This window comes from Methanofollis sp. W23 (genome assembly GCF_017875325.1).
Classification (GTDB): domain Archaea; phylum Halobacteriota; class Methanomicrobia; order Methanomicrobiales; family Methanofollaceae; genus Methanofollis.
Genome location: NZ_JAGGMN010000001.1, coordinates 2,305,665 through 2,325,740 on the forward strand (window position 1 = coordinate 2,305,665; position 20,076 = coordinate 2,325,740).

The 20,076-nt window shown below is 58.4% G+C and carries 14 protein-coding genes and 1 pseudogene; 10 read left to right on the top strand and 5 right to left on the bottom strand.

What is annotated here, in order from left to right; genetic code table 11:
* The first annotated feature begins 48 nt into the window (after positions 1-48).
* Genes prf1 through sepS form a run of 4 tightly spaced genes read left to right on the top strand, consistent with a single transcriptional unit; the run spans position 49 to position 5,456 of the window.
* A complete protein-coding gene (prf1, locus tag J2129_RS09885; RefSeq protein WP_209630705.1) occupies positions 49-1,320 on the top strand; it encodes a peptide chain release factor aRF-1 in 1,272 nt (423 codons plus the stop codon).
* Positions 1,320-2,984 carry an arginine--tRNA ligase gene (gene argS / locus J2129_RS09890; protein WP_209630706.1) on the top strand — a complete coding sequence of 555 codons (1,665 nt, stop codon included), beginning with the start codon at positions 1,320-1,322 and terminating at the stop codon, positions 2,982-2,984. The genes prf1 and argS overlap by 1 nt, the downstream gene beginning before the upstream one ends.
* On the top strand, positions 2,965-3,876 hold the full coding sequence (gene twy1 / locus J2129_RS09895; protein ID WP_209630707.1) for a 4-demethylwyosine synthase TYW1: 912 nt from the start codon (positions 2,965-2,967) through the stop codon (positions 3,874-3,876). The genes argS and twy1 overlap by 20 nt, the downstream gene beginning before the upstream one ends.
* Positions 3,873-5,456 (top strand): O-phosphoserine--tRNA ligase, encoded by a 1,584-nt coding sequence (gene sepS / locus J2129_RS09900; protein ID WP_209630708.1) that lies wholly within the window; start codon positions 3,873-3,875, stop codon positions 5,454-5,456. Before twy1 ends, sepS begins: the two co-directional genes overlap by 4 nt.
* Before the next feature lie 549 nt (positions 5,457-6,005).
* Here the strand turns inward: sepS and J2129_RS09905 are convergent.
* Both J2129_RS09905 and J2129_RS09910 read right to left on the bottom strand, forming a co-directional pair.
* Positions 6,006-6,887, bottom strand: coding sequence for a hypothetical protein (locus J2129_RS09905; protein ID WP_209630709.1), 882 nt, complete (start codon positions 6,885-6,887; stop codon positions 6,006-6,008).
* A 26-nt stretch (positions 6,888-6,913) separates the two neighbouring features.
* Positions 6,914-7,207 (bottom strand): hypothetical protein, encoded by a 294-nt coding sequence (locus tag J2129_RS09910; RefSeq protein WP_209630710.1) that lies wholly within the window; start codon positions 7,205-7,207, stop codon positions 6,914-6,916.
* 75 nt (positions 7,208-7,282) lie between these two features.
* Here J2129_RS09910 and J2129_RS09915 point away from each other — a divergent pair, with 75 nt between their 5' ends.
* Positions 7,283-7,474, top strand: coding sequence for a hypothetical protein (locus J2129_RS09915; RefSeq protein ID WP_209630711.1), 192 nt, complete (start codon positions 7,283-7,285; stop codon positions 7,472-7,474).
* 87 nt (positions 7,475-7,561) lie between these two features.
* Here J2129_RS09915 and J2129_RS09920 read toward each other — a convergent pair whose 3' ends face one another.
* Both J2129_RS09920 and J2129_RS09925 read right to left on the bottom strand, forming a co-directional pair.
* Positions 7,562-8,044 (bottom strand): hypothetical protein, encoded by a 483-nt coding sequence (locus tag J2129_RS09920; RefSeq protein ID WP_209630712.1) that lies wholly within the window; start codon positions 8,042-8,044, stop codon positions 7,562-7,564.
* 713 nt (positions 8,045-8,757) lie between these two features.
* Positions 8,758-9,282: a hypothetical protein gene (locus J2129_RS09925; RefSeq protein WP_209630713.1), complete on the bottom strand. Its 525-nt coding sequence runs from the start codon at positions 9,280-9,282 to the stop codon at positions 8,758-8,760.
* A gap of 40 nt (positions 9,283-9,322) precedes the next feature.
* Between J2129_RS09925 and J2129_RS09930 the strand changes: the two genes are divergently transcribed.
* A complete protein-coding gene (locus tag J2129_RS09930; protein ID WP_209630714.1) occupies positions 9,323-9,556 on the top strand; it encodes a type II toxin-antitoxin system HicB family antitoxin in 234 nt (77 codons plus the stop codon).
* 57 nt (positions 9,557-9,613) lie between these two features.
* The gene (locus J2129_RS09935; RefSeq protein ID WP_245320939.1) at positions 9,614-9,772 is read left to right on the top strand and encodes a type II toxin-antitoxin system HicA family toxin; all 159 of its coding nucleotides are present in this window, start codon (positions 9,614-9,616) and stop codon (positions 9,770-9,772) included.
* A gap of 329 nt (positions 9,773-10,101) precedes the next feature.
* Here J2129_RS09935 and J2129_RS09940 read toward each other — a convergent pair whose 3' ends face one another.
* Positions 10,102-14,418, bottom strand: coding sequence for a PKD domain-containing protein (locus J2129_RS09940; protein ID WP_209630715.1), 4,317 nt, complete (start codon positions 14,416-14,418; stop codon positions 10,102-10,104).
* A gap of 597 nt (positions 14,419-15,015) precedes the next feature.
* Between J2129_RS09940 and J2129_RS09945 the strand changes: the two are divergent.
* The 3 genes and pseudogenes from J2129_RS09945 to J2129_RS09955 form a co-directional block, all read left to right on the top strand.
* Positions 15,016-16,977 (top strand): annotated as a pseudogene (locus J2129_RS09945) (hypothetical protein); the annotation flags it as partial.
* A 575-nt stretch (positions 16,978-17,552) separates the two neighbouring features.
* On the top strand, positions 17,553-18,317 hold the full coding sequence (locus J2129_RS09950; RefSeq protein ID WP_209630717.1) for a hypothetical protein: 765 nt from the start codon (positions 17,553-17,555) through the stop codon (positions 18,315-18,317).
* Positions 18,318-18,447: 130 nt separating this feature from the next.
* Positions 18,448-19,902 carry an RNB domain-containing ribonuclease gene (locus tag J2129_RS09955; RefSeq protein ID WP_209630718.1) on the top strand — a complete coding sequence of 485 codons (1,455 nt, stop codon included), beginning with the start codon at positions 18,448-18,450 and terminating at the stop codon, positions 19,900-19,902.
* The last annotated feature ends 174 nt before the right edge of the window (positions 19,903-20,076 follow it).

Below are 20,076 nucleotides of genomic sequence, written 5' to 3' on the forward strand. Positions count from 1 at the left end.
GATATTGAAGAGAACATATACTAGCTTTGAAGATTGGTGAACGAAGAGATGACGGAAAACGTGGAGATGGACAGTGCGAGGCTACGCTACGAGTTCAAAAAGATGCTCGAGCGATTGCAATCAAAGCAGGGAAGCGGGACCGAGTTGATCTCGCTCTATATTCCCCCAGACAAACAGATCTATGATGTCACGGCCCAGCTGAGAGACGAGTTCGGGCAGTGCGCGAACATCAAGAGCAAGCAGACCAGAACCAATGTCCAGAGCGCCATCTCTTCCATCCTCTCCAGGCTCAAGTACTTCAAGACGCCGCCCGAGAACGGCATGGCGATCTTCTGCGGGACGGTCAACACGGTCGGCGACCGCACCGATCTGGCGTGCGAGATCGTCCACCCCCCTGAACCGCTGAACCTCTATATGTACCGGTGCTCGTCCTCCTTCGAGCTCGAACCCCTTCTTGACATGCTCGAGGAGAAGGCGGTCTATGGGCTCCTGGTCATCGACCGGCGAGAGGCCTACTGGGGGTTCCTGCGGGGCAACCGGATCGAACCGGTCGGCGGGGCGACCTCGATGGTCCCTGGCAAACAGCGAAAAGGTGGTCAGTCTTCGGCCCGTTTCCAGCGGCTCCGGCTCATCGCGATCAACGAGTTCTACAAGAAGGTCGGCGACCGCTCAAGCGAGGCCTTCCTGGCCGAAAACGAGTTCTTCGAGCGGTTCAAGGGGTTGCTCATCGGCGGGCCCTCCCCGACGAAGGAGGAGTTTGAAGAGGGCGGGTATCTCCACCACGAGGTCCAGAAACGGGTGCTCGGGCTCTTCGACGTGGCCTACACCAACGAGAGCGGGCTCTCCGAACTGGTCGACAATGCCCAGGACGCCCTCAAGGGGATGGAGGTGATCCAGGAGAAGCAGGTGATGGACCGGTTCCTGAAAGAACTGGTCAAGGACGACGGGGTCGCCGCTTATGGCGAGGAGAGCGTGCGGCGCAACCTGGAGATGGGGGCGGTCGACACTCTCATCCTCTCAGAAAGCCTGCGCCAGACCCGCCTCAAGATCGCCTGCGGGAACTGCGGCTACTCGAAGGAAGAGACGATTCGAAACGAACCTGGCAAGACGGCCAAGGACCTCGACCTCGGGATCTGCCCGAAGTGCAGTTCGCCTCTTTTTATCGAAGAAGAGACCGACATCATCGACGAACTGACCGGCCTGGCCGACCAGAGCGCCACGAACGTCGAGATCATATCAGACGAATTTGAAGAGGGATCGATGCTCTTCTCCGCCTTCGGCGGGATTGCAGCGATCCTCAGATACAGGACGGGATACTGATGTTCCTCGAAACACGCAAAAAAATTGAGGAGGCTCTCCGGGCATGCACCGGAGAGGAGGAGGTCGACGTCGTCGACGGGGGTGAACACGCCGACTTTGCCACGACGATCGCCTTTACCCTGGCAAAGAAACAGCGCAAGTCGCCGGTGATCATCGCCGGCGAACTGGCCGCAGAACTGAAAGCGCGGCTCGCCCCCTCCGGGGTCATCGTCGAGTCGACAGGGCCGTACATCAACTTCACGGTCGGCGAGGCATATATCCAGGAGGCCCTCAGGGCCGCCCTGGAACCGGGCTTTGGAGCGCTCCCGGCACAGACCGAGCGGGTGCTCCTCGAACACACGAGCGCCAACCCCAACGGCCCCCTCCATGTCGGGCATATCAGGAACTCGATCCTCGGCGACACCCTGGCGCGGACCTTCAGGAAGGCGGGGTATCCCCTCGAGGTCCAGTATTATGTGAACGACATGGGGCGCCAGATCGCCATCGTCTCGTGGGGGTTTGATCATCTCGAGATCCCGGCCCATGAGGACGAGAAGGAAGACCACCACATCGCGAGGGTCTATGTGGCGGCGAACCGGGCGATCGAGGAGCACCCCGAGATCAAGGCCGAGATCGACCACCGGATGCAGCTCATCGAGGAGGGCGACCCCGAAACGAGCAGGAAGTTCAGGGAAGTCGTCTCCCATTGTCTCGAAGGGTTCAAGACGACGATGAAGAAGCTCAATGTCGTCCACGACCGGTTTGTCTGGGAGTCTGACTTCATCCGCAACGGGGACATGGACCAGGTCATCGAACGGATCGAGCGGATGCCGCAGGCACGGCACGACGGCACCCTGGCCCTCGACCTGACCGAGTGTGGGTTCGAGAAGGACTACGTGATCAGGCGTTCTGACGGCACCTCGGTCTATGCGGCCCGCGACCTCGCCTATCACACCTGGAAGGGGCGCAATTTCAGCCGGAACATCGATATCCTGGGCGCCGACCACAAGCTCATCGGGGCGCAGCTCCAGTGCACCCTGAAACTTCTCGGCGAGAAGGCGCCCGAGATCGTTACTTTCGAGTTCGTCTCCCTGCCAGAGGGCTCGATGTCGACGCGGGCCGGGAAGTTCATCTCGGCCGACGAACTCATCGCCCAGGTGACGAACAAGGCCTTCGCCGAGGTCTCTGAACGCCGGCCCGAGCTTCCCGAGTGCGACCGCGAGCAGATCGCACGTTCGGTCGCCCTCGCCGCGATCAGGTACGACATCATCAAGATCTCGCCAGAGAAGTCGACGGTCTTTGACTGGGAGGAGGCCCTCAACTTCGAGCGGCAGAGCGGACCGTACGTCCAGTACTCCCATGCCCGCGCCAGTTCGATCCTGGAGAAGGCCGGGGAGTTCGAACCGGCCTTCGTCTTCACCGACGAGCACGAGGTCGCCCTGGCAAAAGAGATCGCACGGTTCCCGGCGGTCATCGACCAGGTGGTCTCTGACCTGCGCCCGCACATCCTGGCGGCATATGCCCGCGACCTCGCCGACCTCTTCAACACCTTCTACCGGTATGTGCCGGTGCTGAAGAGCGAGGGGACGACCAGGCAGAGCAGGCTGACCCTGGTGAAGGCGGCGCAGAACACCCTCAAGGAAGCCCTGGAGACACTTGGTATCGATGCGATCACGACGATGTGATGACGGGAGTCCGAGGGGCGCCCTGAAAAAACAGGGTTACCAATTTTTTTCTCCTGAGTCCACGGCGGCGGTCAAACCGTGCCTGTGGAACAAGCGTGCCCTGCGGGGGGGCGAGATGTGCTACAAGCACCAGTTCTACGGGATCAGCAGTCACCGGTGCGTGCAGATGACTCCGACGCTGAAGTGCAACCAGCGCTGTCTCTTCTGCTGGCGCTCGTTCGAGTACGAGGTCGAGGAGACCGAGGAGTACCCGCCCGAGGAGATCGTGGCCAACCTGAGGCGTCTCCAGAAGCGGGCGCTCTCCGGCTACAAGGTCTCGCCGTACGTGACCCAGGAGCGGTTCAAGGAGGCGCTCGAGCCCGACATGGTCGCGATCTCGCTCTCAGGCGAGCCGACCTGCTACTCACGCCTGCCCGAGTTGATCGACCTTCTCAATGCCGAGGGCTACACGACGTTCCTGGTCTCGAACGGGACGCACCCTGAGATGATCAGGCGGTGCCACCCCTATCAGACCTACATCTCCCTGGACGCCCCAGACCGCGAGACCTATCTTGGGCTCTGCAACCCGGTCGAAGACTTCTGGGATAAAATCCAGGAGAGTCTTGGGGAACTTGCCTCCAGGCGGTCGGCGATCAGGACGACGATCGTCAAAGGGATCAACGATATCGACCCGGCAGGGTATGCGGCGATCTATGATGCGGCAAGGCCGACCTATATCGAGATAAAAGGATACATGTATCTCGGATACAGTCGTAACCGTCTGTCACGAGAGCATATGCCCGAACACGCCGAGGTCCGCCGGTTTGCCGAGGCGGTCGCCGAACATTGTGAATATGAGATCACGGACGAGTCCCCGATTTCAAGGGTCGTCCTGTTGGAGAGAGTGGAATGAGATTTGATCCAGAAGAATGGAAGGAACGTGCACGCAAGGACTTCGAGGCGGCATGGCATGAGGGGCCGCAGACCCTGAGCCCGCCAGGGATGGCAGGGACGTACCCGCGGAAATTTTACCCGCGGGCACGCCCGCACCCGATCGCCGAGACGATCCAGCGCCTGCGCGAGGTCTACCTGGGCATGGGGTTCTCCGAGGCGCGGGTCCCGCTCTTCATCGAGGAGCAGGATGTCTACAAGCAGTTCGGGCCTGAGGCGAGCGCGGTCCTGGACCGGGTCTTTTATCTGGGCGGTCTGCCGCGCCCGAACGTGGGGATCGGCAAGAAGCGTCTGGAGGAGATCGGGGCGATCCTGGAGCGCGAGGTCACGGACGTAGAGGAAGAAAAACTCCGCGAGACCCTGCATGCCTACAAGAAGGGGACGGTTGACGGGGACGAGTTGACTCACGAACTTGCAGAGGTGCTCTCGTGCGACGACGGGCTGGTGGTCAGGATCATGGACGAGGTCTTCCCTGAGTTCAGGGAACTTGCCCCCGAGTCCTCGCGCACGACCCTGCGTTCGCACATGACTTCGGGATGGTTCCTCACCCTGGGGGCGATGTGGGAGAAGGCGCCCCTGCCGGTCAGGATGTTCTCGATTGACCGGTGTTTCCGCCGCGAGCAGGAGGAGGGGCCGACCAGGTTGATGACCTATCACTCGGCTTCCTGCATCGTGGCCGGGGAGGACGTGACGATCGAGGACGGGAAGGCGGTTTCAGAGGCGCTTCTCTCGGCTTTCGGGTTCACCGACTTCGAGTTCCGTCCCGACGAGAAGCGGTCCAAATATTATATCCCCGACACCCAGACCGAGGTCTATGCGAAGCACCCTGAGATCGGGTGGGTCGAGGTGGCCACTTTCGGGATGTATTCCCCGGCGGCCCTGGCGCAGTACGGCGTCGGGGTGCCGGTGATGAACCTGGGCCTCGGGGTCGAGCGTCTGGCGATGATCGAGTATCAGGCCGACGATATCAGGGCGCTCACCTACCCGCAGTTCTTCCCGCAGCATTTCACCGACCTGGATATCGCACGGGCGATCTGGATGCGGGAGGAGCCGCAGACCGCCACGGGGCGAGAGATCGCACGGGCGGTCGTCGCCACGGCGACCGAGCATGCGGCCGCCCCCTCGCCCTGCGCCTTCACCGCGTGGGAGGGCGACCTCTTCGGCCGGAAGGTCCGCGTCTCGGTCGTGGAGGACGAGGAGGACTCGAAGCTCTGCGGTCCTGCGACCTTCAACGAGGTCTATGTGCAGGACGGCAAGGTGCTCGGCGTCCCCAACACCCCGCAGTTCGGGAAGGTCAGGAAGAAGGGCACCCCGGCGCATATCTCGTATGTGCAGACGGTGGCGGCGCTGGCGGCGGCGAGGATCGAGGAGGGCGTCCGCTGCGGCGAGGAAGCGAGCGTGCAGGTGAAGATGGCGAAGGTGCCGTCTGACGTGAACCTCAGGATCGCGGGGCACGCGATGCGCTACCTGACTGATAATAATAAGAAGATCGATCTCCGCGGCCCGGTGTTTGTGACCGTGCGGGCGGAGATTGTGGAATAATTTTTTTTCTTTTTTTGGATCTGAAGAAATTCTCTTGATTTCTTGATAACTCTCTTCGCCGGGAGGCTTGGCCGCCCTCCAGTGCGAGCATGAAGGAAGGCGGTTGGATCATACTCGAACCAGGAGAAGTGAGGTTTTACCATGAAACGGCATGAGGCGAGAAGACGCCTCATGCTGAACCAATGAAAATCTACCTGTTGAATGCTATTTCTGATTTTAATGGGGTTTTCACGGAAAAATGATCTCGAAGATCCTCCCTATGAGCTTGAATGACGATTTTATCACACCGGAACTCCTCATGACTGATATGCAGAGGACAGAGACATCTTCTGAATGATCAGCCCTCCGCCTTCCCGACCCTATCTTCATCCCAGGGGTCCGGGGGCAGAGCCCCCGGCACCGGGTTTGGGAAGGCGTGATGATCAGAACGTGCCGCCTTCATCGCAGAATCTTTCCCGCCGTCTCGCGCCGGGGGTTGCACCCCCGGACCCCCCACCACACGCTGAAAAAAGGGAAGCGAGTGCCGTGATCACTCCAAAAAACGTGCCCTCACCCTTTCCAATACGAGAAGAAGTAATAACTCCCCTTATATTCCACGACATTCCCCCTATATCTCTCCACTATGATCCCTTCTTCATCGAATGGCAGTTCAGCACCGATCTCTCCGGTCTGGATCGATCGATTTACTGTCGGGAGGTCTTTGAGGTCGGTGTCATCGATCCTGATGATCTCAAGACCCGCACGAATGAAGTCGTCCTCTGTGCTGTCGGCAGGGAGGTCGCGATATTCCGCATCCCCGTTGCTGATATTGATCACGTCAAGATAGATCCCTCCCAGATTACCAGGCGGCCCTTCAGGGACTACATCATCGGAGCAGTACGCATAATGGAGGACCCTCTCAGGGTATTTGGTGTCATTGACCGCGGTGCTCTCGATAAAGTACTCGGTAAAATCGATCCAGACCCGACAGAGTAGCACCCGGTCACTGACCGTCAGCACGACCTCGCTCTTCTCGACATCAAGGAGCGTGCCGGTAAATGAATGGATCCCGATGCTCCGAGCTTCGGTGTCAGTGGTATGCTCTCTTACATCGGTCGTGAAGACCTGGCCGTCGAGAGAGAGCGTCAGGGGTTCGCCACGGAGCAGCACCTCTTTGATCTCTTTGGTGTCAAAGACCATGACATCGTACCTCGTGATCGATCCAGGGATGTCGAGTTCCTCGCACTCCTCTGGAGAGAGGTCGCGTCTCTCGGTCATCGAATCGATATAGACCACCGTCTCGGGGGATGGATCCCCCGTCTCATTCACTCCATCGATCGCTACTGCTGTGGGAGCGGTGGCACCCTCGCCCGCGACCATGAGCATGATCGCCACCACTGCGATTACTCCGACCAGGACCACGGCGAACAGGAGAGATTTTTTTGGGAACATATTATCACCCTCAAGTACTACGAGTCTCACAGTTCTTCCACAGGAAAGAACTCATCCTTCTCCAGAACACGATTCCACCGCCGGTCCCGCGATCCGACCCCCCACTCCTCAATCAACCGCGTGAGAATCTGCTCATCGCTCTCACCCTCATATCCCATCTCCCTCAGCAGGGCCTGCGTCCCCTCAGAGAGAGTGATCTGTACCGCGGCAGTCATCAAAGAGAGGATCACAGGTAGCGGAAGATAAGGGTTTCGAGTTCTGTTGAGACCTCCATGCTTTTTTCGGTACCTCCCCGATTCCACACCTCGCTGTGGGAGCAATTACCGACAACAGCATACCAGACGCAAAGATTGATACTACATCCCCCAACCATGAGCATAAAGAGGAGGTGGACCATGACCGGCATCAAAACAGACATCAAAAAGATCAAGGAACGCACAGAAGTGCTCACCGAAACGATCGACGAACTCTTCCATGAGAAAGAGACGACGGCGATGATGAAACTCTCAGAGCAGTCGGTCTCTGCGTTCCTGGAGGATGAACCCGACCTCTATACGGTCAGAGATGTCAGGGTTGCGTATCGATGAAGGGGAAGATTGTTCTGATGGCTTGGCCCTCCACAAAAAACGGCAGTGCAAACCCCACCACGATCGCATTCTGCATCCTTCGCCCCATTACGTGCCATCCAGATTTATGAGACCGGCACGGATGAAGATCACCGGCGTGTCGTTCGTCCCAGGCGGGCGGGCATGCGACTCGATGACCTGATAGATCTCATCAGTGGTCTCATCGGTCACCGGGAACTCTTCATGGAGATAAATCTCGATACAATCCAGGTAATTGACGCCGTGGCCGAAGATCGGACCGTCCGGATGGTAGAGATGTTTCTCTTCAAATCCTTCGGATGCCGAATCGAGAATGGCCATAAGATCCTGATTTTTCTGGACCTGTCCGTAGGCGGCATAGATGTTCCTGGACATGAGGTACTCCATGTCCCGCTCATCGATATCAGGGATGACCTCACTGATGGCCTCCCTCTGCTCCTCGGTCCTGGCCTTTTCGTGCTGGTTCACGAGAACGATGCCGGCGATACAGACGACCACGATGAGTCCCGCCGCCAGAAAAAATCTTATTCTCTTTGAATTGGTGTTCTCCATGGTTCACCTTCTCCTCTCATCATGTAAGGGGGATATGCCAGGAGTGTCGCGGGGTTCTTTCGATCTCTTGACAGTGCAGCAGAACCCTGCCGGGGAATCATTCCAGCCCTCACACCGCGAAGTATCATTTTTGTTTTATATATTCGTTATGAACGCTCCCTCTCCATGTCAGATCCTGCTCGGGAAATCTTTCGCTGATCAGCGCTCGCACATCGCACAAAAATATGTTAAATAATATGTGAGGTCATCCCAAAACTCTCCGGCCCTCATCCTCACCGATGATAGCGCGATGGATGACAATGAAGAGATCCCAGCTTTTTCATCGCGCACCCATGCATTCGTCGCCTTCCCCCTCGCCCACGCCGGGGGCGATGCCCCCGGACAGCGAAGATCATAGATCTTCTCGACTACCTCAGGTCGTCCCTGGGGATAGCGATGGGGACGGGAAGGCAGAGTAAAGATCATGAAGATGGGACGCAACCCTCCGTCAATCTTCATCGGCGGGGGGGGTCCGGGAGGCGGCACGCTCCCCGGTGGAGGAGAGGGTTCAGAATTTCTGGAAGGAAGCACTTCAGATCAAGGAGATCTTCACCCCTGGAGAGTTTTGGGATATACTCTGTGATAAAAAAAGAACGCGGCAATCAGACACCATACTCCACCCAACGTATAATTTAATCTCATTATGTTCTTGTCACCGATCACCCGATCGAATCCTATCCTCGATCACCGTCCATGCGCCGACTCGCATACAGCGCAATGCACGCGATCAGAACTGAGAGAGGACCGCCGTACCGGATGATCGCGCTCAAAGCACCTTCTCCGGTCGTGAGATAATAAGAGAGATCAGAGTCGAGGAGAAGAGCACCCACGATCAGACCGATCTTCCAGATCCATATCAGGTCGTTTTTGATCTCCACGACCGAAAATATATTTTTGGAACATATATGCTCTCTGAGCAGATCGTTTCTAGGTCGCGTCGATCTCATTGGACCAAGAAGATGATGAAAACCCAATCTGGCAACTCCAGAAAAACGTGAAGCATTTTTTTCAACTTTGAAGAAAACCTCCTGATGATGCTCTTCAATGGGGGGTGTGCCGCCTCTCGTGCCGTCACTGTCGAGGGTGATACCCTCAGGGATATGCACCGGTACAAAAAACAGACGAGAGAGATCCACAAGATCCCCATCTTCGTCCAGGGCGATTCTACCCACCTCACACAAACCTATTTCAATCCCCACTTCCTCTCACCAGATTGATCCAACAGGAGAGGAGAAGGAAATGCGCCGCGTCAGTTACCGCATTCTTCTGCGAAAAGAGTCGGAAGGAGGCTACACCGTCACGGTACCGACACTCCCGGGCTGCGCCACCTGTGGGGGTACGATCGAGGAGACGATCGCCATGGCAAAAGAGTCGATCGAGACCTACCTGGAAGATCTGGCTGAAAGAGGAGAAGAGATCCCGACCGAGGAGGACACCCTTGAATATACGCTGACCATCGAAGCACATGCCTGAAATCCCTGTCCTCTCCCGCAAAAAGTCATCATAATCCTTGAGAGGAAAGGGTTTGTCCTGGTACGAACACGGGTCAGCCACCACCTTTACCGTCACCCGGAGACTGGACGGCGCGTGACGGTCCCGGACCAGGCAAAGGATCCACCCACGGGCACTCTTCTTGAAATTCTCCGACAGGCAGGGATCAAAAGAGAAGATCTCGAAGACCTCACATGATCCGTCCCCTGCCCCCGCCAGCATCATCCGCATTCTTCAAAATGACAATTTCAGACTCTGAAGAATTTGGCATGAACCCCGTGCTCAAGCATACGCGGTTGAACATTGTTCTGAGCAGCGCTTCTGAGTTTGAAGGGATCCCTCTCCTTTCGATGGGGAGGCGGGCGCGAACACTTCACCATCGCCGCCCCCAGGCGCGAGACGACGGAGAAGATTCTCCAATTGAGGGCGGCACATCTGATCCTCACGCCTTCCCATACCCTTACACCGGGGGGTGGCCAGCACCCCGCAAAAAAAGTCACCCGGAGCACTTCTACAAAGCCCGGCGTTCACTCTCCTCTCATTTTTCGCCGGAGAAGTGCCGCTGCTCCAGGGCCGATGAGTATACCTGCATACCCGAGCGGTGAGGCGGTTGCTTCAGGCATCGGCGTTGTTTCTTCAGCGGCAGATCCCGATCCCGGATCTCCCGGTGTAAGGGGAACGTCAGGTGTCGTCTGTTCTCCGGCAACCGGCGTGTCAACGGCCACACCGCCCAGAGCGATCCACCCGGTGCCCGGACAGGTCGCCTCACACATGACTCCCCGGGTGTCATCGCCGGTGATCTCTGCAGCATACTCTGTCCACATTCCTGCGGGTGCATCATACCGCCACAGTGACGGCAGGGCGTTTCGTGCGGCAAGCCAGTCTCTCGGGATGCTGAATGTATAGGTGATCTCGGCGACATCCCGGGCATCGGCTTTGTACAGGTTCACGAGATCATACTGGTAAATCTGTGCACCAGGAGGCACTATGCCGTTTCCCGGCCCTGATCTCTTCTCGACGGTGATCATCAGATCCTGGATATCCGCCGCAGGGAGAATTGTTGCTTTTGTCACTGCGGTGTGGGTAAATGTCAGAGAGGTTCGATCGCCTTTTCTCAGATCCGATACCGAACGAACGTCGGTATGGGACGCATCTCCGGATCCTTTTGACGAAACCGGTGAGACCGTTATCACCTCTGATCTCTCGTTGGAATACCCGTTCGCCGATACGTTCAGATAGAGGGTATAGTCGCCAACCTCCGGGTAGATAATCGTCCGGTTGATCTCATCCGGACCGGTCGCATTGATCCACGTGCCATTGCCAAACGAGAAGTTCCATGCGGTCGGCTGTCCTGATGAATACACTTCCATGCTGACACCCAGCGGGGCCGTTCCTGTTTGAGGTGAGAGCGAGATGGTCGGTTCAGGCATCGAGACAGATATCGCCTGCGAGGTCTCGTTGGAGTACCCGTTCGCCGATACGTTCAGATAGAGGGTATAGTCGCCGGCCTGCGGGTAGGTGACGGTGCGATTGAGATCATCCGAACTGGTCTCGTTGATCCACCTGCCGTCTCCCAGAGAGAGGTTCCATGCGGTTGGCTCTCCGAATGAATGTGCCTGAATCCGGACATCCAGCGGGGCCGGCCCTCTTCCCGGTGAGAGCGAGAGGGTCGGTTCCGGCATCGAGACAGATATAGCCTGCGAGGTCTCGTTGGAATACCCGTTCGCCGACACGTTCAGGGTGAGGGTATAGTCGCCGGCCTGCGGGCAGGTGACGGTGCGATTGAGATCCTCCGAAGTGGTCTCATTGATCCACCTGCCGTCACCCAGAGAGAGGTTCCATGCCGTCGGCTCTCCGGGTGAATATGCTTCTATCCTGACACCCAGTGGTGCCGGTCCTGCTTTCGGTGAAACCGAGAGAACCGGTTCAGGCATCGAGACTGCTATTGTCTGCGATGTTTCGTTCGAGCACCCGTTCGCAGATACGTTCAGGGTAAGCGTATACTCACCTGCCTGCGGGTAGGTGACGGTGCGATTGAGATCATCCGAAGTGGTCGCATTCACCCACCTGCCGTCACCCAGAGAGAGGTTCCATGCCGTCGGCTTTCCGCCCCGTGACCCTGCCCGGATGATGAGATCCAGTGGTGCTGTTCCGCTATCAGGTGAAACGGAGAGAACAGGTTCAGGCATCAAGACGGTTATCGCCTGTGACGTTTCGTTCGAGCACCCGTTCGCAGATACGTTCAGGGTAAGCGTATACTCACCTGCCTGCGGGTAGGTGACCGTCCGGTTGATTCCGTCCGGAGTGGTCGCATCGATCCGCCTGCCGTCCCCAAGGGAGAGGTTCCATGCAGTTGGTTCGTCCCTGCACGAGACATTCAGCGCTATGGACAGAGGTGCCTCTCCTGAGTCGGGAGAGAGTGCCAGAACAGGTTCAGACATTAAGACTGTTATCTTCCGGGAGGTCTCGTTTGAGAATCCGGTGATACTGTTGGTGGCATTCAGCACAACCGAATAGATTCCGACCTGGCTGAAGGTGTGCGTGGTATTCTGTGAGGCGGCTTTGCCGTCATAAAAAGTCCAGTTCCATCTGTCTGCTTCAATATTTCCTGTTGCACTGCCATTGAAGACGACGTGTAATGGCGCGAGACCCTGTCCGGGACTGGCAGAGATGACAGGAATAATCTCCGCCTCCTCAAGCATAAGAGCAAGGGCACGTTTCTCTCCTGCACTGACGGTCACCCGGGTGGTATTGACCAGATTATCCTTCTTTGCGAGAATTGTGTGTTCTCCTGTCGGAAGGTAGAGGGCGGCCGGTGCATCTGTGGTGCGGCTGATATCTTTTTTATCCACAAAAAGGATTGCTCCGGCAGGATCTGTTGCAATGGTCAGTGTCCCGCGGGAACGGTTATACACCAGGGGAAGTTCGTCGGTGCCGACGACAGGGTGGATGGCGCCTAAACTGAATTCATAAAAAGTGATGTTTTCATCACAGATGCCATCGAAATTGGCATCCCTGGCAGTATCTGAAAAGCCGGTGCCTGCCGGACTGGCCCAGACATTTCCCCCGCAGTAGGGCCCGCCGGCAATGTTGTCTTTCAGAAGCAGGGTCCGGTTAAAGACCGCATGCCAGTCATATGCTGATCGGGTATATGCTTCGAAATTATTCTCATTGCTGAAGAGATTGTTTCTGAGTGTCAGTCTGCTGTCATATGCATAGACCCCGCCGCCGTAATCAGCTGTGTTGTCGTGTATGGTGGTGTCCCCGATGACCAGCGTTCCACCAGAGACAGAGACCCCGCCGCCATCAGAGGCTGTATTGTCATGTATGGTGGCATTTCCGATGGTCAGCGTACCACCCAAGACAGAGACCCCGCCGCCATAATCACCTGTCGCTTTGTTGTTGTATATGGTGGTCTTTTCAATGGCTGATGTGGCAGAACCGGCATAGACCCCGCCGCCGGAACTGGCTTTATTGTTGTATATGGTGGCGTTTTCAATGGAAAGGGTGGCAGATCCTACATAGACCCCGCCGCCACTACCCTGGGCTTTGTTATCGTGTATGGTGGTGTCTCCGATGGCCAGTGTGCCACCAGAGACAGAGACCCCGCCGCCATAATTATTTTCGGCTTCGTTGTCGCATATGGTGGTGTCCCTGATAGTGAGAGTACTGTCCTGAAAAATATACACCCCGCCACCACTTTGTGCGGCTGTGTTGTTACTCAGGGTGGTGTTTCCGATGGTGAGACCGGCATTACAGCCATAGACCCCGGCGCCAAACTCACCAGCTGTGTTGTTGTGTATGGTGGTGTTTCCGATGGTTGCCGTGGCATCCTGGACATAGACTCCGCCACCGTAATTGGCCGTGTTATTGTTTACCATGGCGTTTTCAATGGTAAGGGTGGCGGATTCTGCACAGACCCCGCCGCCAAGGTCAGTGGCGGTGTTGTTGTGTATGGCGGTGTCTCTGATGGTGAGCGTGCTGCCCTCAAAGACATACACCCCGCCACCCCGGAGACTGGCGGTGTTGTTATCTATGATGCTGTCTTCAATGGTCAGCGTGGCAGCCCTGACATAGACCCCGCCACCCCAGTCAGGGGAATGATGGTTATTTGAGATGTCCAGGCCACGTAAGGTGACATTATTGACCATCTGTATGGTTAGTGTTGACGTTCCATCTGTTTTAGCGGCAATCAGCGGACGAACCGGAGATCCTTCCCATTGTTCTACGGTAACATTTGATTCTCTTATGGTGATGTCGTCCTCATAGGTGTGGCCCTCAGCACCCCAGATGCGGATGGTATCGCCATCGCGGATTTCGGGAATGCGGGAGATATTGCTATAGTTCCCGCTCCCCGGAATGGGGGAGACACTCCAGAGTGCCGGATGGGTAATGGAGAGAGTACTGGTCATCTTCAGGGTATCAGAAGAGGATGATTCTGACAGGAGACGGTCAGAGCTGTTTTCTTCAGCGACGATCGTAAGGGACGTGGTATTGAAAACCGAAGTGCTGGTGTTTGTGGCATTAAGGGTTATCACATACGTCCCCGGAACGGTGAAGGTATGACTGAAATATTGTTCCGTTCCAGGAACCGTAGCATCATCCAGGAACCATTGCCAGAGATCGGCAGTATACCCGACTGAACCCCCGGTGAAATTCATCGTAAACGGCACGACACCGGAAGTTTCATTCACCGCAATGGTCGATACCAGTGCAGGATCGTTTTCGGAAACAAAAGCTGTATCATTATTCCCGGCATCTGACATATCAGATGATTGAGCAGAACCGAATATGCATAGACAAAAGAGAAGCACTGTTACAATAGTCATGATTTTTATTTTCAACGTGTTCACCTCTATTTTAGCCAGGTAAGGTCAATTCCTACTTTTTCAGAGAGGAATAAGAAAAAATTGTCCAGAAATTTGTCCAAATTAATTATAATATCATTTTCCTTTTTGGATAAATACGTTCCGAATTTATAACATATCAATAATCTATGATTCAAGGTCAGATGGATGAAGGGCAAAATAGTATACCTGGTGTCGTGTCATGCCTCACATGTCCGACCGAGATGCCGCAGATCACGCTCTTTATGAAGGGGCGGCGAACGGGATCACTGCATCGTCACCTCCCCCGTCCATCTTCACCGTAGGGGTCCGGGGGGTCTCCTCCCGGCGAGAGAGCGTGACAAAAATTTCTTCATCCTTCTGGTGGGACGGCACGTATGATCATCCGTGACCCTTGTCCTTGCACCCATCGATCTCATGCCTTCCCACCAACCATCCCGGCGACCCCCCGACCCCCCCATAAGGCAACCTTAAAACCCCGCTCGCCCATTCACCCTCATGCATCGAAAGAAAAAAACAACCGGCAGCCCCCGGACTGAAACGTGCGCCAACACCGGTTCAAAGACTACGGCCGACACCCCGTCGACCTCCCCGATCGCCCGCGCCCTTGCCACCCTCTTCCCTGAAGGAGGAGTGGTGGAACTCCGCGCCCTTGCCGACCGGTTCACGCACTCGGGCTACTTCGACGATTATGCAAAATTGACGAACGCCGCCGAGGCCCTGGACGCCGACCCCGAGAACAGGGGGATCTATGTCACCCTGAACCCCGTGGACCCAGCCCTCCTCGCGAGGCGGGCAAACCGCGTGAAGATGCGCCTCACGCGTTCTGACCCCACCACCGCCGACGCCGACATCCTCCGCCGACGCTGGGTGCCCGTCGACCTCGACCCGGTCCGGCCGAGCGGGGTGTCGTCCACCGATGAGGAACACGAGGCGGCACTTACACGGGCAGACGAGATCGCCGGATGGCTCAGGACACAGGGCTTCTCCGATCCGATCAAGGCCGACTCTGGCAATGGTGCCCATCTCCTCTATCGGATCGACCTCCCGAATGACGAGGCGGCGACCGCACTCGTGAAAGGGGTGCTCGCCGCACTCGACGCCCTGTTTTCAGACGACGTCGTCACCGTCGACACGGCGAACTTCAATGCCGGCCGGATCTGGAAACTCTACGGCACCTACTCACGAAAAGGGGACTCGACGCCCGAACGCCCGCATCGGTGGGCAGAGATCCTCTCGGCCCCTGAGCACGTGGCGGTCGTCGATGCCGACCATCTCAAGAAGGTCGCCGCCCTCCTCCCGACCAGGCCCCCGCCGGGAACGAAAAGCGGCACGCCCCAGACCCAGGACACCGGAGCGCCCGAATCCCTCTCAGTCAGGGCGCGGGCGATGAAAGTCCTCACCCGCGGCGACCCCCTCGGCTTTCTCCTCGACACCTTCCACCAGGACCATGTCGGCGACCACATCGTCGCCGAGTGCCTCGCCCTCTCGGTCGCCTCCCAGTCGGTCGAGAACACGAACGGACTGCATGTCGCGATCTCAGGGATCTCAGGGAAAGGCAAGACCCACACCTGCGAGACCATGCTCGACCTCATCCCCGAGGCCTTCAAGATCAAGGGCACCGTCTCTGACAAGGCGCTCTACTACCAGGACGACCTGCGGCCAGGCACCGTCTTCCTCTTCGACGACGTCGCCCTCTCCGAAGACCTCCAGGAAGTCCTGAAGAGCGCCACCTCCAGGTTCAGGGAACCCATCGAGCACCGGACCCTCACCACCGACCGGCGGCTACGGGTCTGCACCATCCCTGAGCGCTGCGTCTGGTGGCTTGCACGGGTGGAGAATGTCGGCGACGACCAGGTGATGAACCGGATGCTCACCGTCTGGATCGACGACTCGCACGAGCAGGACCAGAAAGTGCTCGGCCACATGAAAGAGGCCGAGGCCGAGCGCCGCCGCGAGCGGGAGCAGGACGAGGACGTCCATGTCTGCCGCGCCCTCTGGGAGGTGCTCAAGGAGGAGACCGTCTATGTCCGCATCCCGTTCGCACGGCAGATCGCCTTTCAGTCGGCCAGGAACCGCCGCAACCCGGCGATGCTCTTCGACCTGATCAAGGCCGCCGCCCTCCTCAACCGCTTTCAGCGGGAGAGGGACGAGGACGGGAGCCTCATCGCCACCCGCGAGGACTTCGACACAGCCAGGCGGGTGTTTCTTGCGATCAACAGCGAGGTCGGCGGGCAGGAGACGAAGCAGACCAGAAGGGAGGCGGCGGCTCTGGAGTCGATCGCCGCGATGGGGCTTGAGGTCTTCACTGTCAGGCAACTGCAGGACGCCCTCGGGCTCTCGTACCACCAGACTTACCGCCTGCTCCACGGCTACAACAACACCAAGATAACCTATACCGGGATCCTGGACACGTGCCCGGCGGTGAGTCTCATCGATGCCACGGTGGCCGAAGAACGTTACGGGATCGAGATGAAACGCCGTGAACATTATTTCTCGTTCGACTCCCGGATCTACCGCGAGTGGATGGCGAAGGGGGACGTCTGGATCGATGACGACCCCGACCTTTCCACCTTCGCGCCTGGTTCGCACCTGGCGGGCGCGAAGATGGCGGCCCGGAAAGAACCTTAGTCCTGACGGGATTTTGGTACAGGAGTACAGAGAGAGAAGTGTGTACAGTTCCCCCAGGTAATTCGCACACGATCCAGGGAACACCCGGCACCCATGGCGGCCGGGTGTAGGGTGGGAACGTGCGAATGAGAGGGGGAAACCTGGCACACATGCCTGGTCGACTGATCAGAGACGGCATGTGCGTTTTATTCCAGGTGCGAACCAGGTGCGAAGAAAATACACAGGGCAGGTCGAGCGCCAGGTCGCGGCGGCCGAGACGATCGAAACTTTGGTTCTGTAGAGACCCTCCTGGTGGTCCTCTTCGACGGGGGGCGAGTGTCCCACGCAGAGATGGCCACCGTGAGAACTCCTACAGGGCCCAAAAAAAGCGAAAATCTCCCCATCGTCATCCCACTCTTCTATTGAAGTCCTCATCCAGGGCATGCACACGCCGGAGAGACGTGCCCGGCCCTCCAGAGCCAAAGAAAAAAATATTTCCCCACGGCACGCAAAATCTGCGCATGAAAAAGATTTTCTTGATCGCACTTCTTTTCGCAGGCATGGTGCTTGCATGCGGCTGCACAGAAGAAGGGACGACCCCCGCCACACCGACCCCGGTGCCGACGGCCCCGGCAACGACGACGACCACGACCACGACGACCGCCACCCCTGCCGCCCCCGCCGGTGCGCTCCCTGTTGCACTCTCCTCGTCCAACCCCAACGCCACGCTCTCTCTTGACGCCGGGGTTCTCCTCGTCTCCTTCCACGCCGCAGAGGCCCAGGAGATGGAGATCACCTTCGCGAATGTCTCGCAGGAATGTGGCGAGAGCAACGAGTTTTCCATGACCGCCCCGTACAACGGATCGGTCGTCTTCGAGATCCCACAGAAGGACGAATACCTGCTGAACATCACAGGGACCGGCGCATGGACCGCCGAGGCCTCGAAGTATGCAGGTGGCGAAACCCTGAAGGCGCCGCTGAACCTCACCGGCAACGGGACCGAAGTGCCGCAGGCACTCTACCTTGAGGAGGGGCAGTACCTCTTCGAGCGGAACGAGACCGGAGAAGCCTCCCCGCTGTACCTCATGAGGTACGAGAATGGCAGTTTCCTCATGGACACAGACCAGACTCATGTCCAGACCGAATTTGGGGTGCTGTCCACGGAGACCTCCAGGAACCTCACCGTCCCTGAGTCAGGGACGTACCTCCTGAGCGTCATCGCCGGCGAGAACCCGACCCCATGGACAGTGTCCATCTCCCAGGCAAACGAAACCACGTCTGCCTGAACCAGGGAGACCTGAGCGCGGTCGCGGATGCGACGGCGCCGGGCTCTCACCTTTTTTTTTCTCAGGCGCCCCCCAGGAGGTGTGCCAGAAAGTAATTATGCTCCAGGAAAGATCGCTTCTTCATCCAACAATGCACGAACACGCACCCATCGACCTGGAGGCGATCGCACGGGGAGCCATGGCGGACTACGGGTTCTCTCCGGAATTCTCCATGGGCGTCGAGCGCGAGGTCGGCATGATCGAGACGCCGGCCGCCCCCGACGACGTCCCCGACCTCTCGTCCCTCCTCTGGTCGTCCATCGACAATGTCGACTCCATGGACCTCGACCAGATCGAGCACTGCGAACGCACTCGCCGCGGCGGGATCCTGGTCAGGGTGGCGATCGCCGACGTGGACGCCGCGGTGCCGGCGGGGTCGGCGACCGACCGGCACGCCGCTCATAACGCCACCTCGGTCTACACCGGGGTCGAGACCTTCTCCATGCTCCCTGAGCGCCTCTCCCACGGGATCACCTCCTTGCTCCCTGGCCCGCCCCGTCTCGCGGTCGTCGTCGAGTACACCGTGCAGAGGGACGGGAGCACCAGACCTGGCAGGATGTACAGGGCGCTCGTGGCCAACAAGGCAAAACTGATCTACGAGGAGGTCGGCGACTGGCTGGACGGCGTCGGCGACCCCCCTGCGGCCGTCGCCGACCGTCCGGGGCTCAAAGAGCAACTCCTCCTCCAGGACGAAGCGGCGCGACGGCTGCGAAACTACCGGTTCGAGCACGGGGCGCTCGACCTCGAGACCATCGAGGCCACGCCGGTGATGGAGGAGGGGCGGGTGAGCGGGTTCGTCGTCCCGCGGCAGAATGCGGCGCGGCGCCTCATCGAGGAGTTCATGATCGGGGCCAATCAGGCGACGGTCGCATTTCTGGAGAGGGCCGGCGTCCCGATGATCCAGCGGGTCGTGCTCACCCCGAAAGACTGGCACGGGATCGTGGCGACCGCCGCCGAATACGGGTGGCGCCTCCCGAAGAGGCCCAACTCGAAGGCCCTCTCGAAGTTCGTTTCGAGGCAGAAGAAGGCCGACCCCGAAGGCTTCCCCGACCTCTCGCTGACGATCGTGAAACTCATCGGGCACGGGATCTATCTGGCCTTCACCCCGGGCGACCCCCCGTACGGCCACTTCGGGCTCGCGGTCACCGACTACACCCACGGCACAGCCCCGAACCGGCGCTACGTCGATCTCGTCATCCAGCGCCAGGTGAAGGCGGCCCTCCGCGGGGAGGCGTGCCCGTACTCCCGCGACGACCTTGACTATCTTGCCGCATGGCTGAGCGATCGCGAGAGGGCGGCCGAGAAGGTGGAGCGGTTCGTGCACAAGGCAGCGGCCGCAGTGCTGCTCCAGGACCGGATAGGGGAGACATTTGATGCGATCGTCACCGGGGCCTCTGAGAAAGGGACCTATGCCAGGCTCGTCTCCCCGCCGGTCGAAGGGCGGGTGATGGAGGGCGAGCACGGGCTCTATGTCGGAAAAACGGTCCGCGTCCGCCTGACACGCACCGACCCGTACCTCGGCCATATCGATTTTGCACGGGTCTGAAGGGACGAGCGAACGCGAGTGCGAGAGGACAGGGAATCACTCTCGGCGATAGGAAGAGGTTCGACCTTCCATGGATCGCTGATGTGTGGGCTTTGTAGAATCAGGCATGAACCCCTGGTTCACACATACGGGATGAACATGATCGTGGATCCCCAGGGTGCGTGGATCTTCCCC